Genomic DNA, 25,844 nt, shown 5'->3' on the forward strand with positions numbered 1-25,844 from the left:
TATTATTATATAAAAAAAGTGTGGACTTATTGTGCAGAAGATAAATGAATAATAAAAATGATATTATTTTAAAATATTAGAAGGATTTAAATGAGAATATTACTACTTGAAGATGATTTAATATTAAATGAAATAATTACAGAGCATTTAGAAGAAGAAGGATATGAAGTTTTTTCTGTATTTGATGGTGAAGATGCACAAGAAGAAATCTATTCACAAAAATTTGATTTATTACTTTTAGATGTAAATGTTCCTAATATTAATGGTTTTGATTTATTAAAAGATATTCGTTCCAAAGAGATTAAAACCGCAGCTATTTTTATAACTTCTGCAAATATGTTAGAAGATATAGAAAAGGGTTTTAAATCAGGTTGTGATGATTATATAAAAAAACCTTTTGCTTTAAAAGAACTAGATTTACGTATTGATAATATTAAAAGGTTATATAATATTAATAATTCAAGCAGTATTCAAATATCAACAAATATAACTTTAGATATAAATAATTTACTTATAAAAAAAGAAAAAGAAGAAATCCACATAACAAAAAAAGAGTGTGATGTTTTACAATATTTAATAAATAAGAAGAGCAAACATGTAAGTATTGAAGAACTAAGCTTAAATGTTTGGTCTTATGAAGAAGCTCCACTTGCTTCTACAATAAGAACATATATAAAAAATCTACGAAAATTTTTAGGTGAAGAGTTTATTATAAATACACGAGGAGTTGGTTATAGATTTAACGGTTAGTGAAAAAAGAACATTTATAAGATTTTTATTTTTATATTTAGGCTCATCTTTAATATTATTGCTTTTAATTGCATTTTTTTATTTTCAAAATGAAAAAAGATTATATTTTGATTTGATCAAATCAAATATGCAAAATACAGTCTCAAAAATCTCTTCAAAAATAATATTTGCTCATATGACAGAAACAAGTTTTGATAATAGCAATTTATTAAATACAAATGAATATAAAATCTCTTTTTATAATGCCAAAAAAGAAAAAATATTTGGTAATCTTGATAAAAAAATTGATTTTTCAAAAGATATTATGCAGGATGAAAAAGAGCATTTTATATTAATTGATAAATCAACACTTGGACATTTAGGAGTTTTTTATATAGCCATTGAAGAGAATCTTTTTTCAAAAAAAGTTAAAAAGTTAAAAATTGATATATGTTTATTATTTATCTTTATTTACTCTTTTATTTCATTGATTGGGTTTTATCTTGCAAAGTTATTTTTAAAACCAATTAAAGAAGAAAGAGAAAAACTAAATAACTTTATCAAAGATACAACTCATGAGCTTAATACTCCAATTAGCGCTATTTTAATGTCAACAGAAAAAACTAATTTAACTCAAAAACAAGTTGAAAGAGTACGATTAAGTGCAAAAAGAGTATCTGAAATATACAAAGATTTAACATATATTTTTTTACAAGAAAATGATGAAAATAAAGTTATCGAAAAACTAAAAATTAATAAACTAATTGAAGAACAATTAGAATATTTTGAGCCATTAGCTTTAAAAAAGAGAATTAAGATTAAAAAAGATTTAGATGAATTTACATATTTAGCTAATAAAGATGACATGATAAGAGTAGTAAATAACTTAGTATCAAATGCAATAAAATATAATAGGATTGCTGGAAACATAGAAATTTCACTAAAAAATAGTGTTCTAAAAATAAGTGATACTGGTATTGGGATTGAAGAAGAAAAACAAAAAAATATCTATAATAGATACTATAGAGCCACAAGTGAACAAGGTGGCTTTGGTATTGGACTTAATATTGTTGGACATATTTGTAAAAAATATAATATTAAAATTGAAGTAAACTCAAAACTTAAAAAAGGAACTACTTTTACTTTACGTTTTTAATTCTTTAATTAATAAAGAATTAAAGACATCTGCTCTGCACACTAACTCCACATAAAGTCGATAAAATTCCTCTATAAATTTAAACAATGGAGTTTTACAAATGAAAAGTTTATTCAAAATAATGATTGCAATGTTGCTTAGCGTTGGTTTTTTAAATGCTCAAGCTGTATCACAAACAGGTGAAAAGAATGGTTATGAAGTTAAATTAACATCAGAAAAATCACTTATTGTTGGAAATAATGATATATTTGTACAATTAAGTAAAGATGGAAAATCTTTAACAGATGCAAAGGTGAAAATCAAAGTATTTATGCCTGAAATGCCTGGTATGCCATATATGGAATATAAAGCTAAGGGAACAGTTGTTGGAGATAAATATAAAATGATAATCAATTTTGCAATGGGTGGAACATGGCAATATCAATTAAAATTTAAAACTAATGATGGAAAAATCCATACTCTAAGAGGAAGTGTGAATATCTAATGAAAAAGATAGCAATAGCTTTATCTTTTGTTATTTCATCAAGCTTAGCAATAAGCATTGATGAGATAGTAAATAATGCTTTAAACAATAATTATGATTTAAAAAGTACGCAAAAAGCGATATTAATTGCAAATGAAAATATTAAATTAGCAACAAAATGGACTAATCCAGTACTTAGTATTGGTGCAAATGATATTCATTTTGATGAACCTTTAAAAAGAGATAGTGAAGCTATGCAAGCACAATTTATTGGATTATCGCAAGTTATACCTATTGGAAAAAAATTGCAGATAAAAGAGTCTATTGCAAAAAAAGATAAAGAGATTATTTCTTTAACATTAGAAGATAAGAAGTTATTATTAAAATCAAAAATATATGAACTTTCATATAATATTTTAATTTTAGAGAAAAAATTAAATCTTTTAAACTCATATGAAAAGAATATCAAAAAATTAGAAAAACTATCAATTTCACTATATGAAAATGCTAAAAATGATCAAAATGAAGTATTAAATGCAAAAATTGCTTTATCTGATATTTTAATTCAAAAACAAAATCTTCAAAATACAATTGATAACTTATATTTAAAGCTAGAGCAAATTTCATATAAAAAAATCGATAATATAAAAGAGAGTTTAGATATAGAAAAACTAGTTTTAAATATGGATATAAGTCAACATCCAAGAATTATAAAAGAAGAGTTAAAATCACAAAGGTCAAGATATTTTGGGAAACTTGAAAAAGAGAATGAAATACCTGATATAAAATTAAACGTAACATATTTTAATAGAGATGATAAATATAAAGATTATGCAAATGTTTCTGTAAATATTCCTTTATCTTTATATAAAAGTGAAAAAGTTCGAGCTGTAAAAGCAAAACTAGAAGCTAATGAAATAGATTCAAAATTAGTTGATTTAAAAAGAACATTAAAAATTGAATTACAAGTTTTACAAAATAATATGAATAATTCTTATTTAAACTATAAATTAATTAATCAATCTATTATTCCACTAAAAAGAAAAATCCAAAAAAACTTAGAAAATTACAATACTTTAAATGATATTAATGCAACGCAAATGATAAAAAATTTAAATGAATTAATTTCATTTGAAATAAAAGCATACGATAGATTAGAAGAGTATTTTTTAAACTATTCAAAAAGTAAATATTACATGGTAAAGGTAAAATAATGAACATAAAAAAATATATAGGAATAACTCTTTTATCTTTGGCGATTATTTCAAATGCTAATGCAAAAATAATAGAAGTTGAGCAATTATTTAATAAAAAAATTACACAAGTAAAAGAAGAATCTATTGGAACAATAAAAAGTTTTTATGGTAAAACAGCAATTGATGAATCAAATGTTGTAGATATTGTTACTAGATTTGATGGTTTTATTACTAAGTTAAATGCAAATAAAAATTATATGTTTGTAAAAAAAGATGAAGCTTTATTCTCAATTTATAGTGATAAGGTTTTAAGTATCCAAAAAGAGATAGAAGTATCAAAAAGTATAAATAAAAATTTATATAATAGTTCAATTGAAAAACTAAAAGTTTTAGATATTAATAAAAATGAAATAAATAAAATCAAAAATGCAAAAACTTCAATTGAAGGAATAAAAGTATATTCTCCTATTGATGCTCTTGTGGTTGCAAAAAATATCAATGATAAAAGTGCCGTAAAAAGTGGAACATTACTTTTACAATTAGCAAATATAAATAAACTATGGTTTATTGCAAAAGTTTATCAAAAAGATTTAACATTTATAAAAAAAGATATGCAAGCAATGATTTATATAGATGGCTTAACTCAAGCTGTTAAATCAAAAGTTGATTTCATTTACCCAATTGTTGATGATGCTAATAAAACAATTGATGTTAGATTTATTATTGATAATGCAGATTTAAAGATATATCCAAATATGTTTGCAAGTGTAAAAATCAAAGCATCAAATAAAACAATACTAACACTACCTAAAACAGCAGTTTTATCAAAAGGAAGTAGCTTTTATGTATTTAAACCAATCTCGCCTAAAGAGTTTGAACCTGTAAAAATTGAAGCTAAAAGAATTAATGCTAATAAATATGAAATCTTAGATGGTTTAGAAAAAGGTGATAAAGTTATAAATAATGCTTTATTCTTACTTGATTCAGATGCTGTAACAAATGCGCTGTATGAATCAGATACTGATGAAGATTGGTAGGATAATATTATGGTTGAAAGTGTAATTTCATATAGTATTAGAAATAAATTTCTAATTCTTTTTTCAGTAATTATTTTAACATTTGCATCTATTTGGGCTGTTAAAAACACAGCCTTAGATGCTTTACCTGATTTATCTCCTCCTCAAGTAATTGTTCAAGTAAAATGGCCAGGACAAAGTCCTAAAACAATTGAAGAGCAAGTTTCATATCCTTTGATTTCAAATCTTATGTCTTTACCAAATATTGATACAGTTCGTGCAATGAGTTCATTTCAAAATGCACTTATTTATATAATCTTTAAAGATGGAACTGACCTTTATGATTCAAGAAATAGGATATTAGAACAGCTTTCGTCATTACAAGGAACATTTCCACAAGGTGTAGATGTAGCAATTGGTCCTGATGCCACAGGTGTTGGTTGGGCTTATGAATATGCTTTAAAATCAGATAGTAAATCTTTAGATGAACTAAGAACTTTACAAGACTACTACTATAAATATGCCCTACTTGGTGTTGATGGAGTTAGTGAAATAGCTTCAATTGGTGGATTTATAAAAAACTATGAGATTACACTAGACCAAGATAAATTGGTGCAATATGATTTAAGTATTGATGATGTTAAAAATGCCTTATCTAAAAATAATAATGAAGAAGGTGGAAGAATAATCCTTGAAAATGGTTATGAACATATGATTCAAGCCAAAGGTTATTTACAAAGTGTAGTAGATATTGAAAATATTACAGTTAAAACTTTGGACTCGATTCCTTTAAAAATATCTGATATTGCATCTGTAAATATTACATCTTCAAATAGACGTGGAATGGCTGACTTAGACGGTCAAGGTGATACGGTTGGTGGAATTGTTGTAGTTAGATATGGTGAGAATCCGTATGCTGTTATTAAAGCTGTAAAAGAGAAAATTAAAACATTAAAAATTGATGGTGTTGAAGTTGTTGAAACTTATGATAGATCTTCACTTATTGATAAAGCAATTGATACTCTAAAAAATACTTTAATAGAAGAATCAATAATTGTTATGATTATTACAGGATTGTTTTTATTTCACGCAAGGTCAGCATTAATTATTATCATTACATTACCAATTACTGTTTTAATTACATTTTTATTAATGAAACTATTTGGAATGGGTTCAAATATTATGAGTTTAGGTGGGATTGCTATTGCAATTGGAGCTATGGTTGATGCAACAATTGTAATGGTTGAAAATGCTCATAAATATCTTCAAGGAAAAGAGAATATATCCAATGAGGAACGAACAGCAATAATTATAAAATCAGCAAAACAAGTTGGACGTCCAATCTTTTTTGCACTTATTTTAGTTGTAGTTTCATTTTTACCTATTTTTGCATTAACAGGACAAGAAGGAAGATTATTTACTCCTTTAGCTTTTACTAAATCATTTGCAATGATAAGTGGAGCAATTCTTTCAATTACTGTTGTTCCTATTTTAATGGTATTTCTTATTAGAGGGAAAATCCTAAGTGAAAATAAAAACTGGTTAAATAGATTTTTTATTTTCCTATATTCACCTGTTTTAAAATTATCTTTAAAATTAAGATATTTAGTTGTAGTGTTATTTATAGGAACTATCATTTTAGCATACCCTGTTTATAAAAAACAAAATTGGGAATTTATGCCAATGATGAATGAGCAAACATTTATGTATATGCCTGTTACTCCTTATGGTTTAGGAGTTGATTTAGCAAAAGAGTTGACATTTAAAACAGACAAAATCATCAAATCATTTCCAGAAGTACAAACAGTATTTGGAAAAGCAGGACGAGCAGATACAGCAACTGATCCTGCACCTTTAGCAATGATTGAAACGATTATAACTTTCAAACCACAAGACCAATGGCGTGAAGGAATGACATATAAAAAACTAATGCAAGAAATGGATGAAAAACTTCAAGTGGCAGGGCTTATTAATTCATGGACTTATCCAATTAGAGGAAGAATAGATATGCTTTTAACAGGAATTCGTACGCCTCTTGGTATAAAATTATATGGGAATAATCACCAAGAACTGGAGAAAACAGCAGGATTAATTGAGCAAAAATTAAAAAAATTTGATAAAACTTTATCTGTTTCAACAGATAAAATCAATTCAGGTTATTATTTAAATATTAATATTGATGAAGAGATGATTTCAAGATATTCAATTACAAAAAATGATATCTTATCAACAGTTTCTTTAGGTGTTGCAGGTGCAAAAGTTTCTACATTCTTAGATGGACTTGAGCGATATCCTATGACTTTAAGATTTGAAACAACGCAAAGAGAAGATATTACAAGTTTACGTTCATTACAGGTTAAAACAAAATTAGGATTTCAACCTCTTGAGATGTTTGCACATTTAGAGTATGTTGAAGGTCCTTCTATTATTAAATCTGAAAAAGCATTAAATGTAAACTTTATATATATTACTCCAAAGTCAGATATTTCAGCAAAACAATATAAAGATGAAGCAAAAGAGTTATTAAAAGATATTAAGCTTCCTACTGGTTATTATTATGAATGGGCAGGTCAAAGTGAGTATTTAGAATCAGCAATGCAAAGATTAATGTATATTATTCCATTAACTTTTGTAATTATATTTATTTTAATATATTTTGCTCTAAAAAATATTATATATACAATGATAATTTTCTTTACTTTACCATTTGCATTAACAGGAGGAATATTTTATTTAGACTTCTTAGGTTTTAATATTTCAATTGCAGTAATTGTAGGATTCCTAGCTTTACTTGGGGTTGCTGCTGAAACCTCAATTGTAATGATTGTATATTTACATGAAGCAATGTTAGAATTAAAAGAAAAATGTGAAAAACCTGAGAGTTCACATATATTTAATGCAATTTATAAAGGTGCAGTTTTAAGACTTCGTCCTAAACTAATGACTTTATTTGCAATCTTAGGAGGACTTATTCCTATTATGTATATAGATGGAGTTGGTAGTGAAGTAATGCAAAGAATCGCAGCCCCAATGATTGGAGGAATGGTCTCTTCAGCATTTTTAACACTAATTGTAATACCTTCAATATTCTATATATTAGCAATAAAAAAAGGTGGGAAAATGGCCGAATGTGATTTAAGTCATTAATAAATAGACTTAACTACACATTAGGTACACAATAATTTTATAAAATATAATTACATAAGAGTAAAAACATATAATATAAGAATTTATGTTGTAATATTAATATATATAAAACAAAAGGATATACAATGAGTAAAAAAATGAAATTAGCAGGTTTAATCTTAGGTGCGGCACTTACAACTACAACTGCATTTGCAGGTAATGGTTCATGTGGAGCTGGTAAATGTGGTGGTGATATGAAAAAAGAAGCAAAAGAGATGAAAAAAGGCGCTTGTGGAGCTGGTAAATGTGGTGGCGACATGAAAAAAGAAGCAAAAGAGATGAAAAAAGGCGCATGTGGAGCTGGTAAATGTGGTGGCGACATGAAAAAAGAAGCAAAAGAGATGAAAAAAGGCGCTTGTGGTGCTGGTAAATGTGGTGGAGATATGAAAAAATCTAATTAATTTTAGTTTTTTCATAAAGGTATAGATAAGATGATAAACTTAAAAGGTTGTGGATTAGGTCTAAGAAGTGATTTTTTACTTGATTTACAAGAAGATAAATTCAGACCAGATTGGTGGGAAGTTACTCCTGAAAATTGGATGCATATGCCTAAAATATTTGAAAAAGCTTTTGAAGAGGAAGTTTTTTCAAGACCAACCATAGCACATGGTTTATCACTATCTATAGGATCTGTTGACAAAATAAATAAAAAATTTGTTAAACAGATCAAAACTTTTCTTGATAGATACAATATCGAATACTATTCTGAACATCTTAGCTTTTCATCATTAGATAATAAACAATCATATGAACTATTACCCGTACCAATGACTAAAAAAATGGTAAATGTAATTGTTGATAGAGTAAAAGAAGTTGAGGATATTATTCAAAGAAATTTGATATTAGAAAATGCAACATATTATTTAGTGCCTTATAGTGAAATGAGAGAAACAGATTTTATAAATGAAGTTTTGGAAAAATCTGGTGCAAAAATGTTATTAGATGTGAATAATGTATTTGTAAATTCTGTAAACCACTCTTTTAAAGCAAGAAAATTTATCGATGAAATAGATAAAAGTAAAGTTGCTTATATGCATATGGCTGGTCACTATTTTGATGATCAATCACAAATGAAAATAGACTCACATGGTATGCCTATTTGCTCAGGTGTTTGGAAACTTTTAGAATATACATTAAAACAAATTGATGCTCCTGTAATGATTGAAAGAGATAATAATATCCCTCCTTTAGAAGAGTTACAAAAAGAGTATAAACAAATGAAAAAGATTTGTAAGGCAATAAAAAATGGCTAAATTAGAAAGAGATGTTGAAGATAGATTTTTTGATATTATTACAAATCAAAAAGAAAATCCTAGCTCAAATGCTTACAAAGTTTACCAAAGGTTAGTTTATTATAGATTTGAAGAGATTATTAAAAATACATTCCCTGAATTTATTAAAAATATATCTGAAAAAAAACTAGAAAAATCAATATTTGAATTTCTAAAAAATCCTCCAAATACACCTTTTGTTTGGAAAATTGCAAATGATTATAGAAAATTTGTAAAAAAGAATAAAATATTTGATTCAAAAAAGTATTTATATGAGCTCTTATATTTTGACTGGATAGAAGTTAAATTGATTATGACAGAGTATAAAAGTCAAGATGAAAGTACTTTTGATTGGAAAAATTCTTACTCTTTATCTCCTACTTGTAAAATTAAAAAATTTGATTATGATATTATAAATAAAGAGTATAAAATAAAAAGAGAAAACTTTTTAATTATTTATAATAACTTTAAAATCAATGAAGTGGTTTTTAGAGAAATCAATCAGTTTATTTTTGTTTTATTACAAAAAATTAATAAAAAAGAATCCATAGAAGAAACGCTAAATTTATTATGTACTGAAAATGAAATAGATATAAACGAAGCAAAAACTATTTTATATGAAGCCTTAAATGAACTACTTTTAGATAAAGCTATAAATAAAAATTAATAAAGTCATGAAGAGTTTTATTCTAACTATTTTCTTTTGCCCTATTTTTATTTTTTCTGATACTAATATAAAAAAAGATAAATTAGAAGGTGGAATAAATACTTATAGTTCCCAACCCTTTAATATTCCAAGACCTATTTCAAATGCAATGTATAATAACTTCTCAAAAAAATTAAATAAACATCTTAATCAAAAAAAGAGTGCCATAAAAACCAAAAACAAAAACTCAAAAAGTATGGCAGATAAAATTATTAAAAATAATCCTAAAGAAAAAACTATAAATGAAAAAGAGTATCGTAAGTTTCTAAATAAAAATAAGTAAAATTTAGAATCCTATAAAGTCTTTAGAAACCCATTTTAATCTGATAACCTTCTTCTAGTACATTTTGTATTAAATCAATTGATAGTTTTTTTCTTAGCCTTTTAACCATACTTCTTATGGCATCATTGCTTTTATTTTCTCCATCATATACAAAATCTTCTATTTGTTGATGTGATATTATTTCATCTTTATTTTTAAGTAATAAGTAAATGAAATTTTTTTCATTTTTTGTTAGATTACATATTTCTTCATTGATATAAAGTTGTTTTTTTACATAACAATATTTTGTGGTAGGATTGATTACTTCTATATTATTTAACTGTATATTTACATCTAATCTTTCTACTTTTAAAAGTAATTCTTCTATTTCAAAAGGCTTTTTTATATAATCATTACAACCAAGTTTATATGCTTCTCTGATTTTTTCTATATCAATTATCGCACTAATCATTAAAACTTTTGATTTTGGATTTAACTTTTTTATATGAGCTAAAATATCGATTCCTTCAATAGAAGGAGTATTAATATCTAGTATATATAAATCATATTTATTTGAAACATTTGTTAAAGCTTCTAATCCATCATAAAAACTATCTACTTCATAATTAGAGTACTCAAGTATCTCTGTTATTGATTCATTTAGACTGTAATCATCTTCTAATAATAATATTTTCATTACTTATTATATACTTTTGATATGTCAGCACAGTGGCAATCAAATAAATACGTAAAATTATTAATTTTATTTGTTGAACTTACTTTTATTCTAATATTGTTTTTATTTGCAATATCTTTTACAATACTTAAACCCAAACCATGCCCACCTTGTGACGAATTTTCTCTTTGATATTTTTCAAAAATAGTTTTAGTATCAACTATTTCTTTTCCAAATGATTTAAATGATAAAGAATTATTTTTTAAATTAACTGTTATTTTTGAGTTTATATCTGAGTATTTAATAGCATTTGATAGATTATTATCAATTAATCTTGTTAGTTCAACTTCAGAAATTAAAACTTGACATTTATCATCACTACTTAGTATAAGTTCTCTTCCTTGTGCAATAGCAATTGCTGAAAAGAAATTTACTCTATCTTTTAGAAAATGATTTAGATTAATTAATTGTTTTTCATATTCTATATGATCTTTTGAAATTAAATAAGACATATCTTCATATGAATTTTTTAATGTCTTAATAGCACTATTAATTTTATCAGAGTACTTATCTGTTCCTAATTTTGTTTGTCTTAATTGATTATTTAATGAAATAATACTTAGTGGAGTTTTTATCTCATGAACAGAATATTTAATAAAAGTATCTTTTTGATTTAATAAATTTTCTTTATCTCTAATTCTCAATAAAAAATAAATTGTAAGAAGTAAAATGATTGATAAAAATGTACTTAATAGATTAATTTTATGAATCTCATCTCTTAAGTGATTTTGATCAAAACTAACATTAAAAATAATTTGAGCATCATTAAATAGTACTGAGTCTTGTGAAAAATAGAAATCTTTATACAATATTCCATCTTGTTTATGCTCTTCAATTAGAATAGATTCATTTTGAAGTTTATTTGAAAGGTCTTTACCTTTTTCTAGTCGTTCTTTTATACTATTTATATCAACTTTTTTTGCTTTAAATGATTTAAATACAAAATCACCAATATATCCATCTTTAAATATTACATAGGCTTTTGAGTTTTTTATTAAATCATTTGAATCAATTATATCTTGTATTTTTTTTAGTTGTTTTTGTGTATTTGGGTATGTATAACTAATTTGCATTATTCTATTAGTATTTGGTAAATATGAATCAGAATAAGAGAAAAAGTTTGTTGTATATGTCTCAAAAATTGGTGCTGAGACACCAATCATATTATTTTTTCTATGCTCTTTAAAAGTATCTTCTGCAAAACTTAAATCAAACCCTAAATCTTTTTTAAAAGTGGTATTTATAATTTTAAGATTTTCATCTGTTATATAAATATTGTAAGGATTATTTTTTCTATCTTTATTTATTATTTTATGTATTTCTTCTAGATTAATATCATAATCTTTGTTATCTAAATAATTTTTAACTATTAAGTGAGTTTTTCTTATCTCTTCTTTTTGTTTTGAGTAATTACTTAGTAATAATAAAAGTAGATTATTTGATTCTATTTGAAGTTTATAAAAAAGTATTTGTTCATTCTTCTTATGTTTAATTTTAATATTTTTTACTAAGTAGATGTAACCAAAGTAGTTTACGATAAAAAATAGAGATAAAATGATAAACATAAGTGTTGAAACTTTTGCTTTTTTAGTTAATGGAATTTTTGACATATACACCTTTTGATATATTTTATAATAATTACAATAAATTCTATATTATCTATTTACAATCAATTAATTTATTAAAAAATAAAAAATAACTTGAATTGACACGCTGTTGACATTTAATTAATATATTATTTTGATATAAGAAAAAATAAAGAAATGTTACTTAGATAGTAATAAAAGGAAACAAATGAAAATTAGTAAAAAAGTATCAATTTTATTGGCATCAGTTTTATGTTCTAGTGTTTTAACAGCGGGTGAAAAAGTTAGTTTAGCAACAGATGGGACTGGTGACTTTTTATTAGCTCCTTTTTATGAAGCAAAAAAAGATATTTGTAGTGAAATCAAAGTTTTTAATACTAATGAAACAGATTCAATTTTAGCAAAAGTATCAATTAGAGAACAAATTAGTTCTCAAGAAGTTGATTTACCAATATTTTTATCTCCAGGAGATGTATGGTCTGGAAAGATTTGTGAAACTTATGGAAAAATCTTATTAACAAGTAATGATGATTCAAATCATCCAGCTGCAAAAGATATTTTAGCAGTAGGAAAAGATTTAAATGCTCAAAGTATAAGTGCAGGTCATGAAAATGTTGATTTTTCAAGAGGTTATATAGAAATTTATCCTATTGCACAATTTAAAGAAGGAAGTACAAATAAAGTACAAAAAGATATTCTTGTAAAAAGATGGGATGCTCTAGCTAATGGGGATATGTCAAATCCTAAACTTAGAAAAAATGGTGTTGATGGAAATAGTTTAAGTGGAATTACTTCATATAAAACAAATAATAAAGAAACTGCATCTATGAATATGACAGCTTTTGAAGGAACTCATTCAAAGCAAAAAACAGGTGCTAGTATTAGATATTCAGAAGATACAAGTCCTTCAATATTATTAGGTCAAAGTGAGAAAAAACAAATTCTTGAATTATTACAAAATAGTACTACATCTTTTACTTACGATAACTATGGAAAAGAGCAATTTGTTTATTTAACATTTCCTTTTGGATATACACATAATCAAGAAAGAGTTTTTAAATTAACAGTTAGAGATATGCAAGAAAATAAAGAAGTTGAAAAAGAAGTAATCTTCTCTCCAAGAGTTTCTAAAAAACAATACTCTATTAAAAATGAACTAGCAGTAATTCCTGTAAATGAATTAATTGAATTAACTAATAATGCAGGTAAATTCAAAGAAGGTATGATTCAAATTAAAGAGATTAGAAATAGAAGTAATCATCAGTTAGGTCAAGGTCAATATGCATCATTTTTACCAACTTTAGTTTCAACTATGCAAGGCAATGAAACATTTATTAACACAGCAGTTAGCGCTCCTGTTAAATAATTAATTTAAAAGGAATTATATGAAAAATAAATTTATTATGTCTGTATTTGCATTTTCTGTAGGATATATGTTTTCAGGATGTGCAACAAAAGAGATTAAAGAAGTTAAACCAGAAAGTTTTCATAGTAAGGCTTTAGCTGTACATGATTATTCAAAAAAATAATTTCTTTTTAAAAATACCTAAAATAAGTAGAATTTTTTTTCTACTTATTTTTCTTCAAACACTAGCCTTCTGCTCTTTTAAATCTATTTATTATTTTAAAAACCCTGAATTATCATATAGTATAGAAAATGGTGATTATAGAGTATATATAAAAGAACCTAGATATATTTCTAAAGATCAAAATGGATTTAAATTTTATTTACCAAATTTTACAAAATCTTATAATTTAGAAATGTTAAGAGTAGGTTCAATTGGTTATATAAGTGGTTACTTATCAAAAAACAGTAGGTTTTTGGCTCAAAATATAATAGAAAATATTAATGAAAATGATTTAGAATACTATACAAGTAATTTTTTAAAAAAGAAAAAAAATCAATTATCATATTTATTGAATAATAAAGTCATTCCATATGAAAGATTTACATCTATTATAATTGAGGCTTCAAATATTCCTTCTTCAATAAATACTAAACTTAATAAGTGGATTTATTTTAGTTTTGATAAAACAAATACTGTTTTTAATGATTTAGTTTACTCATATACAATGATATTAGATAAAAAAAAGATTGATACTTATATAAGTAATCACTTTAAAATTATTCAACATTCAGATAATAAATTTAATAAAATCCATACATATTTTATGAATTTAGATAAAAAAGATATGCTAAAAAAAGATGAAGTAAAAAAAGAAATAAAGAAAAAAGTAGTAAAAGAAAAACAGAAAACAGAAAAAGAGAAAAAAGTAAAAAAAGAAGAGAAGAAAGAGAAGAAAGAGAAGCAAAAGGCCGTTTTACCATCTTATTCTTTAGATATAAAAAGAATAAATGAAATGATAGCTTTTAATAAATTTAATTCTTTAAATGATAAGGCTATTGATTTTTATAAAGAGAAAAAATATTTAAAAAGTAGGCAATTATTAGAAGAAGCATTAATTCAATCTAATGAAAGTTCAGTTAGTACAATTTACTATAATTTAGGAATTATTTACTCTAAAATAAATACTGTAAGAAGTAATCAAATAGCAATAGATTATTTTAAAAGTAGTGAGTTAAAAGAGGCATATTTTAATTTAGGTATTTATAATTATATAGGTTTAGGTATTAAAGAAGATGATAAACAAGCCTATAAATACTTTACATTATCAGCTAAAAAAGGTTTTAAAAGAGCCCAAAAGAATGTAGAAATAATGCAAAAATATAAAATAGGATTAAATTAAATCATAGAACTAAATAGTTCTATGACAATTTTCTTTTAGTAGTTTATTTGTATAAATATAAGCAAATATTGCAGCTGAATAAATCATAAATAAAATACCAAACCATAAATAAATATAATCAAGTTCAAAATATTTTACAATAATAAATGCAACAATAAGTTTTGCAAAAATTTGTCTATATAATCCAATATATAAAATCATCTTAGGTTTTTTAATTCCCTGAAGAGTTGATACACAAATAAATAAGACAACATAAGCATAAAAAATCCAGATTTCAACAAGTAAATAATCTAATCCAAAAGCAATAACAATTTCATTTGAATCAAATTGTGAAATAATAAATTCACCTAAAAGTGTTAAGGTTATAATTCCTACTGTTGAGATTATAAATCCATACTTTAATGCAGTTTTTAAAATCTCAATTACTCTATCATATTTTTTAGCACCATAGTTATTTGATACAAGTGTTAAAACTGCTGTACTTAAACCAAGTGCAGGTAAAAGCATAAGTTGTTCCACTCTAAAGCCTATTCCATAACCAGCAACAGCATGCATTCCATAGTGTGCAACAAAGTATGTAAGAATAAGCGAACCTATTGCCATTGTAAGCATATTTAAACTAGCAGGTAAGCCTTGTATCATAAACTGTTTATAAATTCTAAGATTAGGAATAAAGTATTCTAATTTCTCAAAGTGAATAACTTTTGTTTGTAAAACTTTGTAAAACATATAAAACATATTTATAACTTGAATTAAAACAGTTGCAATTGCAATACCTTTTATTCCCATTGCAGGAATAAATAAAAATCCATATATAAAAATTGGATTTAAAATTAAGTTTGCAAAAAAACCAAAAATAAGTGTATTTCTATATGTCTTAGTATCACCAAGTGCAACTAATATTGAGTTTAGTGAAAAGTTAAACATAAAAAATACTGCACCAAATAAAATAGGGTTAATATACTCTATTGAAGTCTCTAAGTATTCACCACTAGCACCTAATAGTGTGAATAAGTAAGGAGAAATAAAATAGCCAATTGCACTTAAGATTATTCCAATTAAAGGAACAAAAATCAAACCTTTATGTGCATAAATAGAAGCTAATTTATATCTTTTTTTACCAAAAGAGTTTCCTAGTAAGGCCGTAATAGCAGATGAAAAACCATATCCAAATCCAATAATTAAGAAAAAAATCATAAATGATAAAGATAAAGCAGCAATTGCTTGAGTTGAAATTAATCCTGCATAAAAAGTATCTACAACATTATACATTGTATTAAAAAACATTCCTGTACTTGCAGGTATTGCTAATTGTTTTATTAGTGTTGGTATATTTTGGGTAGTTAAGTTATTTGTATTTTTCAATTTATATCCAATTTATTATAAGTTTTAAAATTTGAAAGATTGATATATTTGAAAAGAAGAAAATATAAGAAAGGTTAAAAATAGAGGATTAATCCTCTATTCTAATCATAACAGGTTTATTTGTTACAACTCCTGCTTCTTCAATTGCACTTAAAGCTTCATTTATATCTTTTTCAACACAAGTATGAGTTGATAATAAAATATGTGCATGAGTTGAATTAAGTGGTTTTTGTATCATTTTTTCAATTGAAATATTTTTTGCACTTAAAATATGTGCAACTTTTGCTAAAACACCAGCTTTATCTTCAACTCTTAGTCTTAAATAATATTTTGTTTGAATATCATCTTTAGACATAAGTTTTAAATCTTCACCATATGATGATTCAAAACCTAACATTGGTGAACCTTTTCCACGTCTTGCAATATCAACGATATTTGCAATAACTGCTGATGCTGTAGCATCACCACCTGCACCTGGTCCATAATACATAGTTTCACCAACTTTATCACCAATTACAGAAACACCATTCATAACACCATCAACTTTTGCAATCATTTCAGTATTTGGAATAAAAACAGGATGAACTCTTAATTCTATTTCTTTACCAATTTTTTTAGCAATTGTTAAAAGTTTGATTGAATAATTAAATTCATTAGCAAAATCAATATCTTCAGGTGAAATATTTTGAATACCTTCAATTAATATATCTTCAGGTTTTGCATCAATTCCATAAGCAATAGAACCTAAAATTAATAATTTATGTGCTGCATCAAAACCACCAACATCAAAAGTTGGGTCAGATTCTGCATACCCTAACTCTTGTGATTCTTTTAAAATAGTGTCGTAATCAATACCCTCATTAATCATTTTTGTTAACATATAATTACAAGTACCATTCATAATACCTCTAATTGATTGGATATGATTAGCTGTTAATCCATCTCTTAGTGCATTAATAATTGGAATACCACCAGCAACTGCTGCTTCGTATTCAAAAGCAGTATCACCAGCAATCTCTTGTAATTCATATCTATGGTAAGCTAAAAGTGCTTTATTTGCTGTAACAACTGCTTTACCTTTTTCTAAAGCTCTTTTTACAACTTCATAAGGTTTTTCAATTCCACCCATAAGTTCAACAACAATATCAATTGAGTCATCATTTAAAACATCATCAATATTATCAGTTAGTTTAATTGATACATCTCTTTGTTTGTTTAAGTTTGAAACTACTCCAAGTACAGGTTCTATTTCTATTCCTGCACGTGCTGTAATAATATCTTTATTATCTCTTAAAATATTTGCAACACTTGCTCCAACAGTACCAACTCCAATAATTCCTACTTTTAACATTTTATTTCCTATTTTTCTAAAGTTTTTAAATATTTCTTTATATTTTTTGCTGCTTGTCTGATTCTTTTTTCATTTTCAATTAGGGCAATTCTTACATAACCTTCACCATAATTTCCAAATCCAATACCAGGACTTACTGCAACTTTTGCTTCAGTAAGAAGTTGTTTTGAGAATTCCATACTTCCTAAGTGTTGTGCACATTTTGGAATTTTAGCCCAAATAAACATAGATGCATCAGGAGTATTCATTTCCCATCCAGCATCTTTAAATGCTTCAATCATGATATCTCTTCTATATCTATATTTTTCAATATGCTCATCAACACAATCTTGAGGACCATCTAAAGCAACAGTTGCAGCAACTTGAATTGGTGTAAACATACCATAATCAAGCCATGATTTAATTCTTTTTAAAGCACCAACAAGTTTTTCATTTCCAACAATGAAACCAACTCTCCATCCTGCCATATTATATGATTTAGATAAAGTATATGACTCAACAGCAACATCTAAAGCACCTTTTGCTTGAAAGATTGAAGGAGTTGTATATCCATCAAATGTAATATCAGCATAAGCAATATCAGAAATTACATAGAATCTTTCTTTCTTAGCTAAATCAACAACTCTTTGGTAAAATTCAGGTGTAACTGTTGCACAAGTTGGGTTATGTGGGAAGTTAACAACAATATATTTAACTCTAGGAATTGATTCATCAATTGTTTTTTGTAATCTCTCAAAGAATAAATCTTCATCAACTTTATAATCATCACCAAAAGTTAATTCAAATTTATGAACAGCTGCACCACTTAACATAAATGCATATGAATGAATTGGATAAGTAGGATCAGGAACTACTGCAACATCACCAACATTAACAATTGCTTGAACTAAGTGAACATAACCCTCTTTAGAACCCATAGTTGCACAAGCGTGTTTATCTGGATCTAAATAATCAACACCATATTTTCTTTTATACCAATTACAAATAGCAAGTCTTAATTTATAAATTCCCGCAGATGCAGAATAACCATGATTCTTTGGTTTATCAGCAGCTTCTTTTAATTTATCTGTAATATGCTGTGGTGCTGGACCATCAGGATTTCCCATTGAAAAATCAATAATATCTTCACCATTTCTTCTAGCTTCCATTTTTATATTATTTACTTCTGCAAATACATAATTAGGAAGTCTCTTCATTCTTTCAAATTCTATTTCAGGAAACACTTTTTCTACTCCTTAGTAATACTAATCCCTCGCCTTAAATTAGCAAGGTTATATAAATCATCAATTTTGATATATTTTGTATAATCAGGCACTTGAATTGTTAAATTTCTGTGCAAACTATCTTCTTTAAAAATTTCTATTATATTTAATTCATTGTCATAAAAAACTATTTTTGGATGCCATCTATTCCCGCTATTAGAGTTAACAGTTAAGTTTGGTAAATTATTAACTTTTATCATATAAGGTTTTGCTGGTTTTTTTAATCTTAATTCATTATTTGTAATTAAGTCTAAAGCTTTATAAATTTCTGAATTATTGCTATTTATAGAATAATACCATTTATAATTTCCCTCTCTTTTTATATCAGTTACATCACAATTTAATAATGAAAGTGACTTGGATAACATGAGAGGGTTAATGGCGGATTCAGTTTTTAATATTATATTCCATATAAAACCATCTTGATAAGCAATGGCTTCTTGTGTAAAATAATAGTAGTATCCTAAAGATCTAAGAGTATCTTTTAATATCTTAAGAGATTTTGTTGGATTTTTTGTAAATTGAAATGTTACTTCAATTTGATTCTTTTGTGATAAATCTAATTTTAATAAACCATTGTCTTTTAGTGTTTGTGTTAAAAGTGGATAATTAACTTGTTCATTATTATAATAGATGCTTTGATCTTTAAAAATATAATTTATTAGATTAAGATGAGTTCTATACTCTTCTTCTCCTAATAAATTCTTTATTTTTGTATTTAAATCAGCATTTAAAACAACAGCACAAGTTATTATTAAAATTAGTTTTTTTATCATTATAAATCTTTATTTTGTTAAGTTATAAATTAAAATCCCTGCAGCAACTGATACATTTAATGAATCAAACTCATGTTCCATTGCAATAGAAACTTTTAAATCTAATTTTTTTCTAACTTTTGGAGAAATTCCTTCGCCTTCGCTACCTAAAAATATTGCAACTTTATCAGATTTCTCTAATTTACCATATTTTTTAAGATCAATTCCATCCATAGTAGCACCAATTAAAGTAAATCCACTATCAATTAATTCACTTGCTAAATCAGCAGATCTTGGATGAACAGTAAATGGTAAGTCAAGTAATGCTCCTGAACTTGTTCTTACAATTCCTGAGTTGTTAATTGTTTTAATATTTGAAGCAACTATTCCTTGAATTCCTAAAGAATAAGCAGTTCTTGCAATTGCACCAATATTTCCTACATCAGTTACACCATCAAGAACTAAAATTAAATTCATTTTTTTAATTTCTTTGATATCTGTATAATCAAACTGAACTAATTTTAAAAAGAAACCTTGATGATTTCCGCCTTTAGCTAATGCTTGTGCTTTTTGATTATCTACTTTGTAAATAACTTTATTAAGATTTGCAAACTTAGAAAAAAGTTTCTTGTCAATTTCTTTTGAAAGAAATACTTCTTCTATTAAATGAGGGTGATTTTCAAGTACGTAAAGTACTATTTGTTTTCCATATATTATCATGGCTAGATTTTATCTAAAATTTGTTGATAAACCTCTTTTGTTGATTGTCCAGTTAGTTTTGAGATAAGTTTTGCTTTAATTTTTGGAGGTAAATCAAGATCTTGAATATCTTTTAATTCAATTGCAGAACCCGTAATAACGCTAGGTTCAATTACTACAACCCACTCTCCTCTAATATTTATACTTTTAAACTCTTCATATAAATTTGAAGCAGAATTTTTATAAGTTCTTTGATGTAATTTTGTTATTTCTTTTGCTAAAAATATTGTTCTATTAGGAACAAGTTTATTTAATTCTTCAAGTAATTTTGCTAAACGATGTGGAGATTCATATAAAATTGCTAATTTATCATCATTTAAAATTGCATTTAACTTTGAAGCTCTTTCTTTTCCTTTATGGTCTAAAAAACCGTGAAATGAAAAAGTAGTATGAGTAAATCCGCTCATTGCATAAGCTGTTAATACTGCATTTGCACCAGGAAGAACATCATATTTGATATTGTTTTGTATACAATAATCAACAAGTGTTGCACCAGGATCACTAACACAAGGCATTCCTGCATCACTTACATAAACAACATTTTTAGTAAAAGTTTCGATTGTTAAAGTTTCTAGGACTTTTTTTTCATTATGAGAATGATAAGATTTATACTCTTTATTTGAAAAGTCTAGATTGTTTTTTTCACCAAGAAGCGAAAGTAGTTTTTTTGTTACTCGTGTATCTTCACAAAAAATTAGTTCCGCATCCATAAGAACCTGTAAAGACCTTTTAGAAATATCTTCAAGGTTACCTATTGGAGTGGGAACTAAGCACAGCACAATATTGTACTATTTAGCCATGTTGTATTTAGCTCTGAACTTCTCAACTCTACCAGCAGCATCAACAATTTTTTGCTCTCCAGTAAAGAATGGGTGACAAGCTGAACAAATATCAATTCTCATAGTTTCTACATTTGATCTAGTTTCAAACGCGTTACCACAAGCACAAGATACTGAACATGTTTTGTAATCTGGGTGTATTTCTTTTCTCACGCCATATTCCTTATATTAATTAATGTAAGATAAAAGGTCAAGTCTATGTTGCCCTTTAGCAAACTCTTTAAGTCGGGATTATAGCGTAAAAAACTTAATTATATCTGAGTTTAAGTTGCTTATAATATTAGAAGTTTTATTCTCAATAAACTGACCTTTATTAAAAGTGTTTTGTCTTTTTGCCAATTTTGCAGTATTTAAAGATATTTTTTCTAAAAGTTCATCTTTTGAAAGTTTTCCATCAAGATAATCAAGTGTTTCAATAATACCAATTGAGGACATTGCATTTGGTTGCCTTGAATATTTTTTTTCTAAAGCAATAACTTCATCAATTACACCATCTTTTATCATTAATTTTGTTCTAAGTGCTATTCTTTTTCTAAGTTCTTCTCTATCCCAAAGAATTTCAAAAATTTTTAAATCTTTTGCAATAGGAACTTTAGGATTATCTAAAAAGTATTGACTTGGGCTTTTATTTGATTGTTTATAAATTGCATATGCTTTTTCAATTCTATATCTATCATTTCGTTTAATGTTTTGCATATACTCTTTATCAATTGAATATAATAACTCATAAGCATCGTTTACAGAAATATCAAGTTTGATTTTTGAATCAACACCTGTTGATAAACCATCAATTAATGCTTTTAAATAAAAACCAGTACCACCAACAATAATAAGGTTATTATTATTTTCAAGCGCATAGTTTTTTGCTTTTTTATAACAATCTATAAATTGAATAACATCAAACTCTTCATTTGGATAAACTTCATCAATTCCAAAATGAATAATATCTCCTCTTTCTTCAATTCTTGGTTTAGCAGAAGCAATATCAATCTCTTTATAAACTGATAATGAATCTAATGACAAGATTATAGAGTTCGTTTTTTGTGCTATGTCTATTGATAAAGCTGTTTTACCTGAGGCTGTTGAGCCAATTATTGCTATTTCTTTCATTAGTTAACTTTATCTAAGTTTTTTTGTGAAACATCTTTATTATCTTTTTTTGCTTTTTTACAATCTTCAAGCTCTTGCATTAATTTATTAATTTGTTTTTCTTTTTTTATTAAATTTGAAAGTAGTTCAGAAATATCTTTTTTATTCGAGTCAATTACATCAGTTTGAACTTTAGAAGAACATGCAGTAAAATTTAGAATAAGAAAAATTGCAATAAGAGTTATTTTTATTTGTTTCAATTTTGCCTCATTTTTTTATTTTATTATATCTTTGAAATCTTTAAAATATTATTTTTTAGTAGAAAAGATTCAACTAATATTATTCTACTTTTAGATAAAATCTCGTCCATGGAAAAAATACTAAAAAAACTTAATGATTTTAATGAACTAGTTATGTTCAAACACTCAATATTCTCTTTGCCTTTTATTTTTATTGCAATGGTAGTTGCTGCAAATGGATGGTTTGGATTTAAACTACTACTTCTTGGTGTTCTAGCAGCACTAAGTGCAAGAAACTTTGCAATGGGATTTAATAGATATATGGATAGAGATATAGATGCTTTAAATCCAAGAACCGTTAATAGACCAAATGTTGATGGTAGAATCTCTTCAACTCAGATGTTTTTATTTACATTTGCAAATGCATTGGCGTTTATTTTTGTAGCATATTTTGTAAATGATCTTGCATTTTATATGTCAATACCTATTTTATTAATCATTGGTTCTTATTCATATTTTAAAAGATTTTCATATTTAGCTCACCTAATATTAGGTGTTTCACTTGCTTTAGCACCAATTGCAGGAGTTGTAGCTGTTAGTGAATCTATACCTTTATGGTCAGTATTATTAAGTGTTGGTGTTATGTTTTGGGTTGCTGGTTTTGATTTACTTTACTCTTTACAAGATATTGAAGTTGATAAAAAACTAAATTTACACTCAATACCATCAAAGTTTGGTGTAGAAAAAACAATGCTAATATCAAAAGTATTTCATATTTTAACTGTTGTCTTTTGGTTATTGTTTGCTATAAATTCTGATGGTTCATACTTTTCATATTTAGCTGTTTTAATTAGTGCTATAATGCTAACTTATGAACATTACCTTGTAAATAAAGATTTTACTAAAATTGATAGAGCTTTTTTTACAGTAAATGGTTATCTTGGAATAGTATTCTTTGTATTAATTATTATTGATACAATCATTATGAAATAAAAAGGTCAAAGATGTCTCAAATATTAAAACAAATTACGTATTTAACTCAAAAAGATTTAAAAAAACATGATATTGTTCTTCCTTCAACATATTCTAATACATTTAAAAAGTTTGCAAAAGAACTAAGTATTGATATTGAAGATGAAGAAGTTGTTCTTCAAGCTTTAAAACAAGATTTAGACAAAATTGATTTTATTGTAAAAGAGACTAATAATAATATCAATACACTAAAAGAATCAACACAAAATGCAAAAACAGCAATTGAGAAAAATGATATTAAATCTTTAACAACAATAAATAAAAATATAGTAAAAATGCAAGAACAAATTGAATTTTTAGAAAAAGAGTTATTTTCAGATAGCTTAACAAAAGCATATAATAGAAAATGGTTTTCAGATGTATTTTTAGAAAATGATAATTTCAAAGAAGATGGATTTTTAGCATTTATTGATATAGACAAATTTAAATCAATAAATGATAATCATGGACATTTATTAGGCGATCAGGTTTTAAAATATCTAGTACAATTTTTAACAAAAGAGTTAAAAGAGTATGAGGCTAAAGTTGTTAGATATGCAGGGGATGAATTTATGTTAATTTTCCCTTGTTCAATTAATTGTAATTTAAAAGATAAATTAGTTGAAGTCCAAAAAAAATTATCAAGTAAAAAACTAAAATCTGGAAAAGTAAATGATTTAAAATTCTCTTTTTCTTTTGGCTTGGTAAATTTCAAAAAAGAACAAGAATTATCAACAATCATTAATAAAGCTGATGAGTTAATGTATAAAAATAAAAAAAGATAAAAATTTCAAAGTTCTGTAAGTATTCATAAGATATAATCTCGAACTTTAAAATGCGTCTGTGGCTTAACTGGATAGAGCACTGGGTTTCGGCCCCGGCGGTTGCAGGTTCGGATCCTGCCAGGCGTACCATTTAGAAGCCCGATTTAATCACTGTTTACAGTGTTTAAATCGGGCTTTTTTTATTTAGAACACACTTTTAAATCAAAATTAACAATTCCTTAGCTAATATTTCAAGTTAAAATCTACCTAATAGATATACAAAGTAATATAACTCTATAGTGCTTATATTAATTGGAAATTGTAAATTATTAATAATTTACTTAAAACTCTTATACTTAAAAATATAACTTCTTAAGTATATTAAAGTAAAGAACATTGCAATAATCTGTGACTATCTTTCAGATTAAATGCTATTTATTCATACTCTATGAATAGGAAAATTAAATGAAAATAAATCAAATTGTTAAATATATAAAGAATAAACTTTACAATATTACTTATCAGGTATAAAAATGATTCAAATAAGTAATAAAATATTCTGTAAAGAATTCCTTACTCAGTTAGATATAGAAACAAAAATCCTTCCAAATCCATATTATGATTATCCATATATGATAATAAAAAATTTTTTATCTAAAAAAATATGTGATGAAATAACTACATCAACACAAAAAAAAGATGATGCAATAGATGCAAAGGTAAGAAAAAAAAGTATTCTTATTAAAGAAGAAAATTTAAATAAAAAAATTAGAAATACAAAAATACATAAATTATCACCATTTTATGAAAAGATTTATTTAAAAAACTTTGCTAAACATCAAAAAGATATTGAAGAATTTTTTAGTTTACCTTTAACTACTTCAACAAAAATACAAACATTAGAGTATACAAAGGGTTCATTCTATAAAGCACATAGTGATGATTCAAATGTACTTTTAAAAGATGATGAATTAGTAGGTTTTATTCCAGTAGCTCCTCAAAGAAAAATTACAAGTGTTTTATTTACAACAAGTCATAATAAAGAAAAAACAAAAAATAGCTTTCAAGGTGGAGAATTGGTTTTTAATTATTTATATGATCAAGAAGGAAAGCAAATACGTTTAGAACCACAAGCTGGAGATATGATTGTTTTTTTGAGTAATCCTTATTTTACTCATGAAGTATTAGAGGTAAAAGATGGATATAGATTATCATTAGTACAATGGCATGATGGGATAATAAATTAGGTGAAAGAAGCCCCAAAACTTAAAACTCCCTAAATTCCAAAATTTAAGCGAATAATAAGAAAAACCCCTTGACAAAGCGGAAGTAATTCCCTATAATTCCCGTCCAAA

Annotated in this window: 27 protein-coding genes and 1 tRNA gene; 17 read left to right on the forward strand and 11 right to left on the reverse strand. The window is 25.6% G+C overall.

The features are described 5' to 3' along the window. Positions 1-90 precede the first annotated feature (90 nt). The 10 genes from ACERKK_RS01215 (at position 91) to ACERKK_RS01260 (ending at position 10,006) form a co-directional block, all read left to right on the forward strand. Positions 91-750, forward strand: coding sequence for a response regulator transcription factor (locus ACERKK_RS01215; RefSeq protein ID WP_373771245.1), 660 nt, complete (start codon positions 91-93; stop codon positions 748-750). After that, complete coding sequence (locus ACERKK_RS01220) at positions 728-1,885, forward strand: sensor histidine kinase (protein ID WP_373771246.1); 1,158 nt, start codon at positions 728-730, stop codon at positions 1,883-1,885. Before ACERKK_RS01215 ends, ACERKK_RS01220 begins: the two co-directional genes overlap by 23 nt. A 100-nt stretch (positions 1,886-1,985) precedes the next feature. Then, on the forward strand, positions 1,986-2,369 hold the full coding sequence (locus ACERKK_RS01225) for a FixH family protein (protein ID WP_373771247.1): 384 nt from the start codon (positions 1,986-1,988) through the stop codon (positions 2,367-2,369). Then, positions 2,369-3,562: a TolC family protein gene (locus tag ACERKK_RS01230; protein WP_373771248.1), complete on the forward strand. Its 1,194-nt coding sequence runs from the start codon at positions 2,369-2,371 to the stop codon at positions 3,560-3,562. The genes ACERKK_RS01225 and ACERKK_RS01230 overlap by 1 nt, the downstream gene beginning before the upstream one ends. Next, positions 3,562-4,581: an efflux RND transporter periplasmic adaptor subunit gene (locus tag ACERKK_RS01235; protein ID WP_373771249.1), complete on the forward strand. Its 1,020-nt coding sequence runs from the start codon at positions 3,562-3,564 to the stop codon at positions 4,579-4,581. Before ACERKK_RS01230 ends, ACERKK_RS01235 begins: the two co-directional genes overlap by 1 nt. A gap of 9 nt (positions 4,582-4,590) precedes the next feature. Then, entirely contained in the window at positions 4,591-7,707 is a 3,117-nt protein-coding gene (locus tag ACERKK_RS01240) for an efflux RND transporter permease subunit (RefSeq protein WP_373771250.1), read from the forward strand. A gap of 125 nt (positions 7,708-7,832) precedes the next feature. Then, entirely contained in the window at positions 7,833-8,147 is a 315-nt protein-coding gene (locus ACERKK_RS01245) for a hypothetical protein (protein ID WP_373771251.1), read from the forward strand. 30 nt (positions 8,148-8,177) lie between these two features. After that, the gene (locus tag ACERKK_RS01250) at positions 8,178-8,999 is read left to right on the forward strand and encodes a DUF692 domain-containing protein (RefSeq protein WP_373771252.1); all 822 of its coding nucleotides are present in this window, start codon (positions 8,178-8,180) and stop codon (positions 8,997-8,999) included. After that, positions 8,992-9,684, forward strand: coding sequence for a hypothetical protein (locus ACERKK_RS01255; protein ID WP_373771253.1), 693 nt, complete (start codon positions 8,992-8,994; stop codon positions 9,682-9,684). Before ACERKK_RS01250 ends, ACERKK_RS01255 begins: the two co-directional genes overlap by 8 nt. 7 nt (positions 9,685-9,691) lie before the next feature. Next, a complete protein-coding gene (locus ACERKK_RS01260; RefSeq protein WP_373771254.1) occupies positions 9,692-10,006 on the forward strand; it encodes a hypothetical protein in 315 nt (104 codons plus the stop codon). 22 nt (positions 10,007-10,028) lie between these two features. On the opposite strand, the gene ACERKK_RS01265 is transcribed toward ACERKK_RS01260, so the two are convergent. Then, positions 10,029-10,682, reverse strand: a complete 654-nt coding sequence (locus ACERKK_RS01265) for a response regulator transcription factor (RefSeq protein ID WP_373771255.1) — start codon at positions 10,680-10,682, stop codon at positions 10,029-10,031. Then, positions 10,682-12,331 (reverse strand): sensor histidine kinase, encoded by a 1,650-nt coding sequence (locus ACERKK_RS01270; RefSeq protein WP_373771256.1) that lies wholly within the window; start codon positions 12,329-12,331, stop codon positions 10,682-10,684. The genes ACERKK_RS01265 and ACERKK_RS01270 overlap by 1 nt, the downstream gene beginning before the upstream one ends. Before the next feature lie 184 nt (positions 12,332-12,515). On the opposite strand from ACERKK_RS01270, the gene ACERKK_RS01275 reads away from it, so the two are divergent. Genes ACERKK_RS01275 through ACERKK_RS01285 form a run of 3 tightly spaced genes read left to right on the forward strand, consistent with a single transcriptional unit; the run spans position 12,516 to position 15,055 of the window. Beyond that, positions 12,516-13,673, forward strand: a complete 1,158-nt coding sequence (locus tag ACERKK_RS01275; protein WP_373771257.1) for a hypothetical protein — start codon at positions 12,516-12,518, stop codon at positions 13,671-13,673. 19 nt (positions 13,674-13,692) lie between these two features. After that, positions 13,693-13,836, forward strand: coding sequence for a hypothetical protein (locus ACERKK_RS01280; RefSeq protein ID WP_373771258.1), 144 nt, complete (start codon positions 13,693-13,695; stop codon positions 13,834-13,836). After that, entirely contained in the window at positions 13,817-15,055 is a 1,239-nt protein-coding gene (locus tag ACERKK_RS01285) for a tetratricopeptide repeat protein (RefSeq protein WP_373771259.1), read from the forward strand. The genes ACERKK_RS01280 and ACERKK_RS01285 overlap by 20 nt, the downstream gene beginning before the upstream one ends. Before the next feature lie 9 nt (positions 15,056-15,064). On the opposite strand, the gene ACERKK_RS01290 is transcribed toward ACERKK_RS01285, so the two are convergent. The 9 genes from ACERKK_RS01290 to ACERKK_RS01330 all read right to left on the reverse strand — a co-directional run bounded on the left by ACERKK_RS01290 (position 15,065) and on the right by ACERKK_RS01330 (position 22,735). Next, the gene (locus tag ACERKK_RS01290; RefSeq protein ID WP_373771260.1) at positions 15,065-16,420 is read right to left on the reverse strand and encodes an MATE family efflux transporter; all 1,356 of its coding nucleotides are present in this window, start codon (positions 16,418-16,420) and stop codon (positions 15,065-15,067) included. A gap of 88 nt (positions 16,421-16,508) precedes the next feature. Continuing rightward, positions 16,509-17,771 carry a homoserine dehydrogenase gene (locus ACERKK_RS01295; RefSeq protein ID WP_373771261.1) on the reverse strand — a complete coding sequence of 421 codons (1,263 nt, stop codon included), beginning with the start codon at positions 17,769-17,771 and terminating at the stop codon, positions 16,509-16,511. 8 nt (positions 17,772-17,779) lie between these two features. Then, complete coding sequence (locus ACERKK_RS01300; RefSeq protein WP_373771262.1) at positions 17,780-18,994, reverse strand: LL-diaminopimelate aminotransferase; 1,215 nt, start codon at positions 18,992-18,994, stop codon at positions 17,780-17,782. Positions 18,995-18,999: 5 nt separating this feature from the next. After that, positions 19,000-19,809 carry a hypothetical protein gene (locus ACERKK_RS01305; protein WP_373771263.1) on the reverse strand — a complete coding sequence of 270 codons (810 nt, stop codon included), beginning with the start codon at positions 19,807-19,809 and terminating at the stop codon, positions 19,000-19,002. Positions 19,810-19,818: 9 nt separating this feature from the next. Beyond that, positions 19,819-20,508, reverse strand: a complete 690-nt coding sequence (gene rlmB, locus ACERKK_RS01310) for a 23S rRNA (guanosine(2251)-2'-O)-methyltransferase RlmB (protein WP_373771264.1) — start codon at positions 20,506-20,508, stop codon at positions 19,819-19,821. Positions 20,509-20,510: 2 nt separating this feature from the next. After that, positions 20,511-21,326, reverse strand: coding sequence for a 16S rRNA (cytidine(1402)-2'-O)-methyltransferase (gene rsmI / locus ACERKK_RS01315; RefSeq protein ID WP_373771265.1), 816 nt, complete (start codon positions 21,324-21,326; stop codon positions 20,511-20,513). A 9-nt stretch (positions 21,327-21,335) separates the two neighbouring features. Continuing rightward, positions 21,336-21,539, reverse strand: coding sequence for a 50S ribosomal protein L31 (gene rpmE / locus ACERKK_RS01320; RefSeq protein WP_373771266.1), 204 nt, complete (start codon positions 21,537-21,539; stop codon positions 21,336-21,338). A gap of 78 nt (positions 21,540-21,617) precedes the next feature. Further along, positions 21,618-22,496: a tRNA (adenosine(37)-N6)-dimethylallyltransferase MiaA gene (miaA, locus tag ACERKK_RS01325; protein WP_373771267.1), complete on the reverse strand. Its 879-nt coding sequence runs from the start codon at positions 22,494-22,496 to the stop codon at positions 21,618-21,620. Continuing rightward, complete coding sequence (locus ACERKK_RS01330; RefSeq protein WP_373771268.1) at positions 22,496-22,735, reverse strand: hypothetical protein; 240 nt, start codon at positions 22,733-22,735, stop codon at positions 22,496-22,498. Before ACERKK_RS01330 ends, miaA begins: the two co-directional genes overlap by 1 nt. Before the next feature lie 108 nt (positions 22,736-22,843). Between ACERKK_RS01330 and mqnP the strand changes: the two genes are divergently transcribed. The 4 genes from mqnP to ACERKK_RS01350 all read left to right on the forward strand — a co-directional run bounded on the left by mqnP (position 22,844) and on the right by ACERKK_RS01350 (position 25,736). Further along, a complete protein-coding gene (gene mqnP, locus ACERKK_RS01335) occupies positions 22,844-23,707 on the forward strand; it encodes a menaquinone biosynthesis prenyltransferase MqnP (RefSeq protein WP_373771269.1) in 864 nt (287 codons plus the stop codon). Positions 23,708-23,718: 11 nt separating this feature from the next. Then, positions 23,719-24,510: a GGDEF domain-containing protein gene (locus ACERKK_RS01340; protein ID WP_373771270.1), complete on the forward strand. Its 792-nt coding sequence runs from the start codon at positions 23,719-23,721 to the stop codon at positions 24,508-24,510. Between the two features lie 52 nt (positions 24,511-24,562). After that, positions 24,563-24,639 (forward strand) — tRNA-Arg (locus ACERKK_RS01345). A gap of 383 nt (positions 24,640-25,022) precedes the next feature. Further along, entirely contained in the window at positions 25,023-25,736 is a 714-nt protein-coding gene (locus tag ACERKK_RS01350) for a 2OG-Fe(II) oxygenase (protein ID WP_373771271.1), read from the forward strand. Positions 25,737-25,844 lie beyond the last annotated feature (108 nt).

It is taken from the genome of Poseidonibacter sp. (assembly GCF_041821165.1).
Classification (GTDB): Bacteria; Campylobacterota; Campylobacteria; order Campylobacterales; family Arcobacteraceae; genus Poseidonibacter.

What these genes read in the sequence shown, in the direction of transcription:
- ACERKK_RS01215 (WP_373771245.1), top strand. Translation starts at nt 91, where the DNA reads ATGAGAATATTACTACTTGAAGATGATTTAATATTAAATGAAATAATT.
- ACERKK_RS01225 (WP_373771247.1), top strand. Translation starts at nt 1,986, where the DNA reads ATGAAAAGTTTATTCAAAATAATGATTGCAATGTTGCTTAGCGTTGGT.
- ACERKK_RS01230 (WP_373771248.1), top strand. Translation starts at nt 2,369, where the DNA reads ATGAAAAAGATAGCAATAGCTTTATCTTTTGTTATTTCATCAAGCTTA.
- ACERKK_RS01235 (WP_373771249.1), top strand. Translation starts at nt 3,562, where the DNA reads ATGAACATAAAAAAATATATAGGAATAACTCTTTTATCTTTGGCGATT.
- ACERKK_RS01240 (WP_373771250.1), top strand. Translation starts at nt 4,591, where the DNA reads ATGGTTGAAAGTGTAATTTCATATAGTATTAGAAATAAATTTCTAATT.
- ACERKK_RS01245 (WP_373771251.1), top strand. Translation starts at nt 7,833, where the DNA reads ATGAGTAAAAAAATGAAATTAGCAGGTTTAATCTTAGGTGCGGCACTT.
- ACERKK_RS01250 (WP_373771252.1), top strand. Translation starts at nt 8,178, where the DNA reads ATGATAAACTTAAAAGGTTGTGGATTAGGTCTAAGAAGTGATTTTTTA.
- ACERKK_RS01255 (WP_373771253.1), top strand. Translation starts at nt 8,992, where the DNA reads ATGGCTAAATTAGAAAGAGATGTTGAAGATAGATTTTTTGATATTATT.
- ACERKK_RS01260 (WP_373771254.1), top strand. Translation starts at nt 9,692, where the DNA reads ATGAAGAGTTTTATTCTAACTATTTTCTTTTGCCCTATTTTTATTTTT.
- ACERKK_RS01265 (WP_373771255.1), bottom strand. Translation starts at nt 10,682, where the DNA reads ATGAAAATATTATTATTAGAAGATGATTACAGTCTAAATGAATCAATA.
- ACERKK_RS01270 (WP_373771256.1), bottom strand. Translation starts at nt 12,331, where the DNA reads ATGTCAAAAATTCCATTAACTAAAAAAGCAAAAGTTTCAACACTTATG.
- ACERKK_RS01275 (WP_373771257.1), top strand. Translation starts at nt 12,516, where the DNA reads ATGAAAATTAGTAAAAAAGTATCAATTTTATTGGCATCAGTTTTATGT.
- ACERKK_RS01280 (WP_373771258.1), top strand. Translation starts at nt 13,693, where the DNA reads ATGAAAAATAAATTTATTATGTCTGTATTTGCATTTTCTGTAGGATAT.
- ACERKK_RS01285 (WP_373771259.1), top strand. Translation starts at nt 13,817, where the DNA reads ATGATTATTCAAAAAAATAATTTCTTTTTAAAAATACCTAAAATAAGT.
- ACERKK_RS01295 (WP_373771261.1), bottom strand. Translation starts at nt 17,771, where the DNA reads ATGTTAAAAGTAGGAATTATTGGAGTTGGTACTGTTGGAGCAAGTGTT.
- ACERKK_RS01305 (WP_373771263.1), bottom strand. Translation starts at nt 19,809, where the DNA reads ATGATAAAAAAACTAATTTTAATAATAACTTGTGCTGTTGTTTTAAAT.
- rlmB (WP_373771264.1), bottom strand. Translation starts at nt 20,508, where the DNA reads ATGATAATATATGGAAAACAAATAGTACTTTACGTACTTGAAAATCAC.
- miaA (WP_373771267.1), bottom strand. Translation starts at nt 22,496, where the DNA reads ATGAAAGAAATAGCAATAATTGGCTCAACAGCCTCAGGTAAAACAGCT.
- mqnP (WP_373771269.1), top strand. Translation starts at nt 22,844, where the DNA reads ATGGAAAAAATACTAAAAAAACTTAATGATTTTAATGAACTAGTTATG.
- ACERKK_RS01340 (WP_373771270.1), top strand. Translation starts at nt 23,719, where the DNA reads ATGTCTCAAATATTAAAACAAATTACGTATTTAACTCAAAAAGATTTA.
- ACERKK_RS01350 (WP_373771271.1), top strand. Translation starts at nt 25,023, where the DNA reads ATGATTCAAATAAGTAATAAAATATTCTGTAAAGAATTCCTTACTCAG.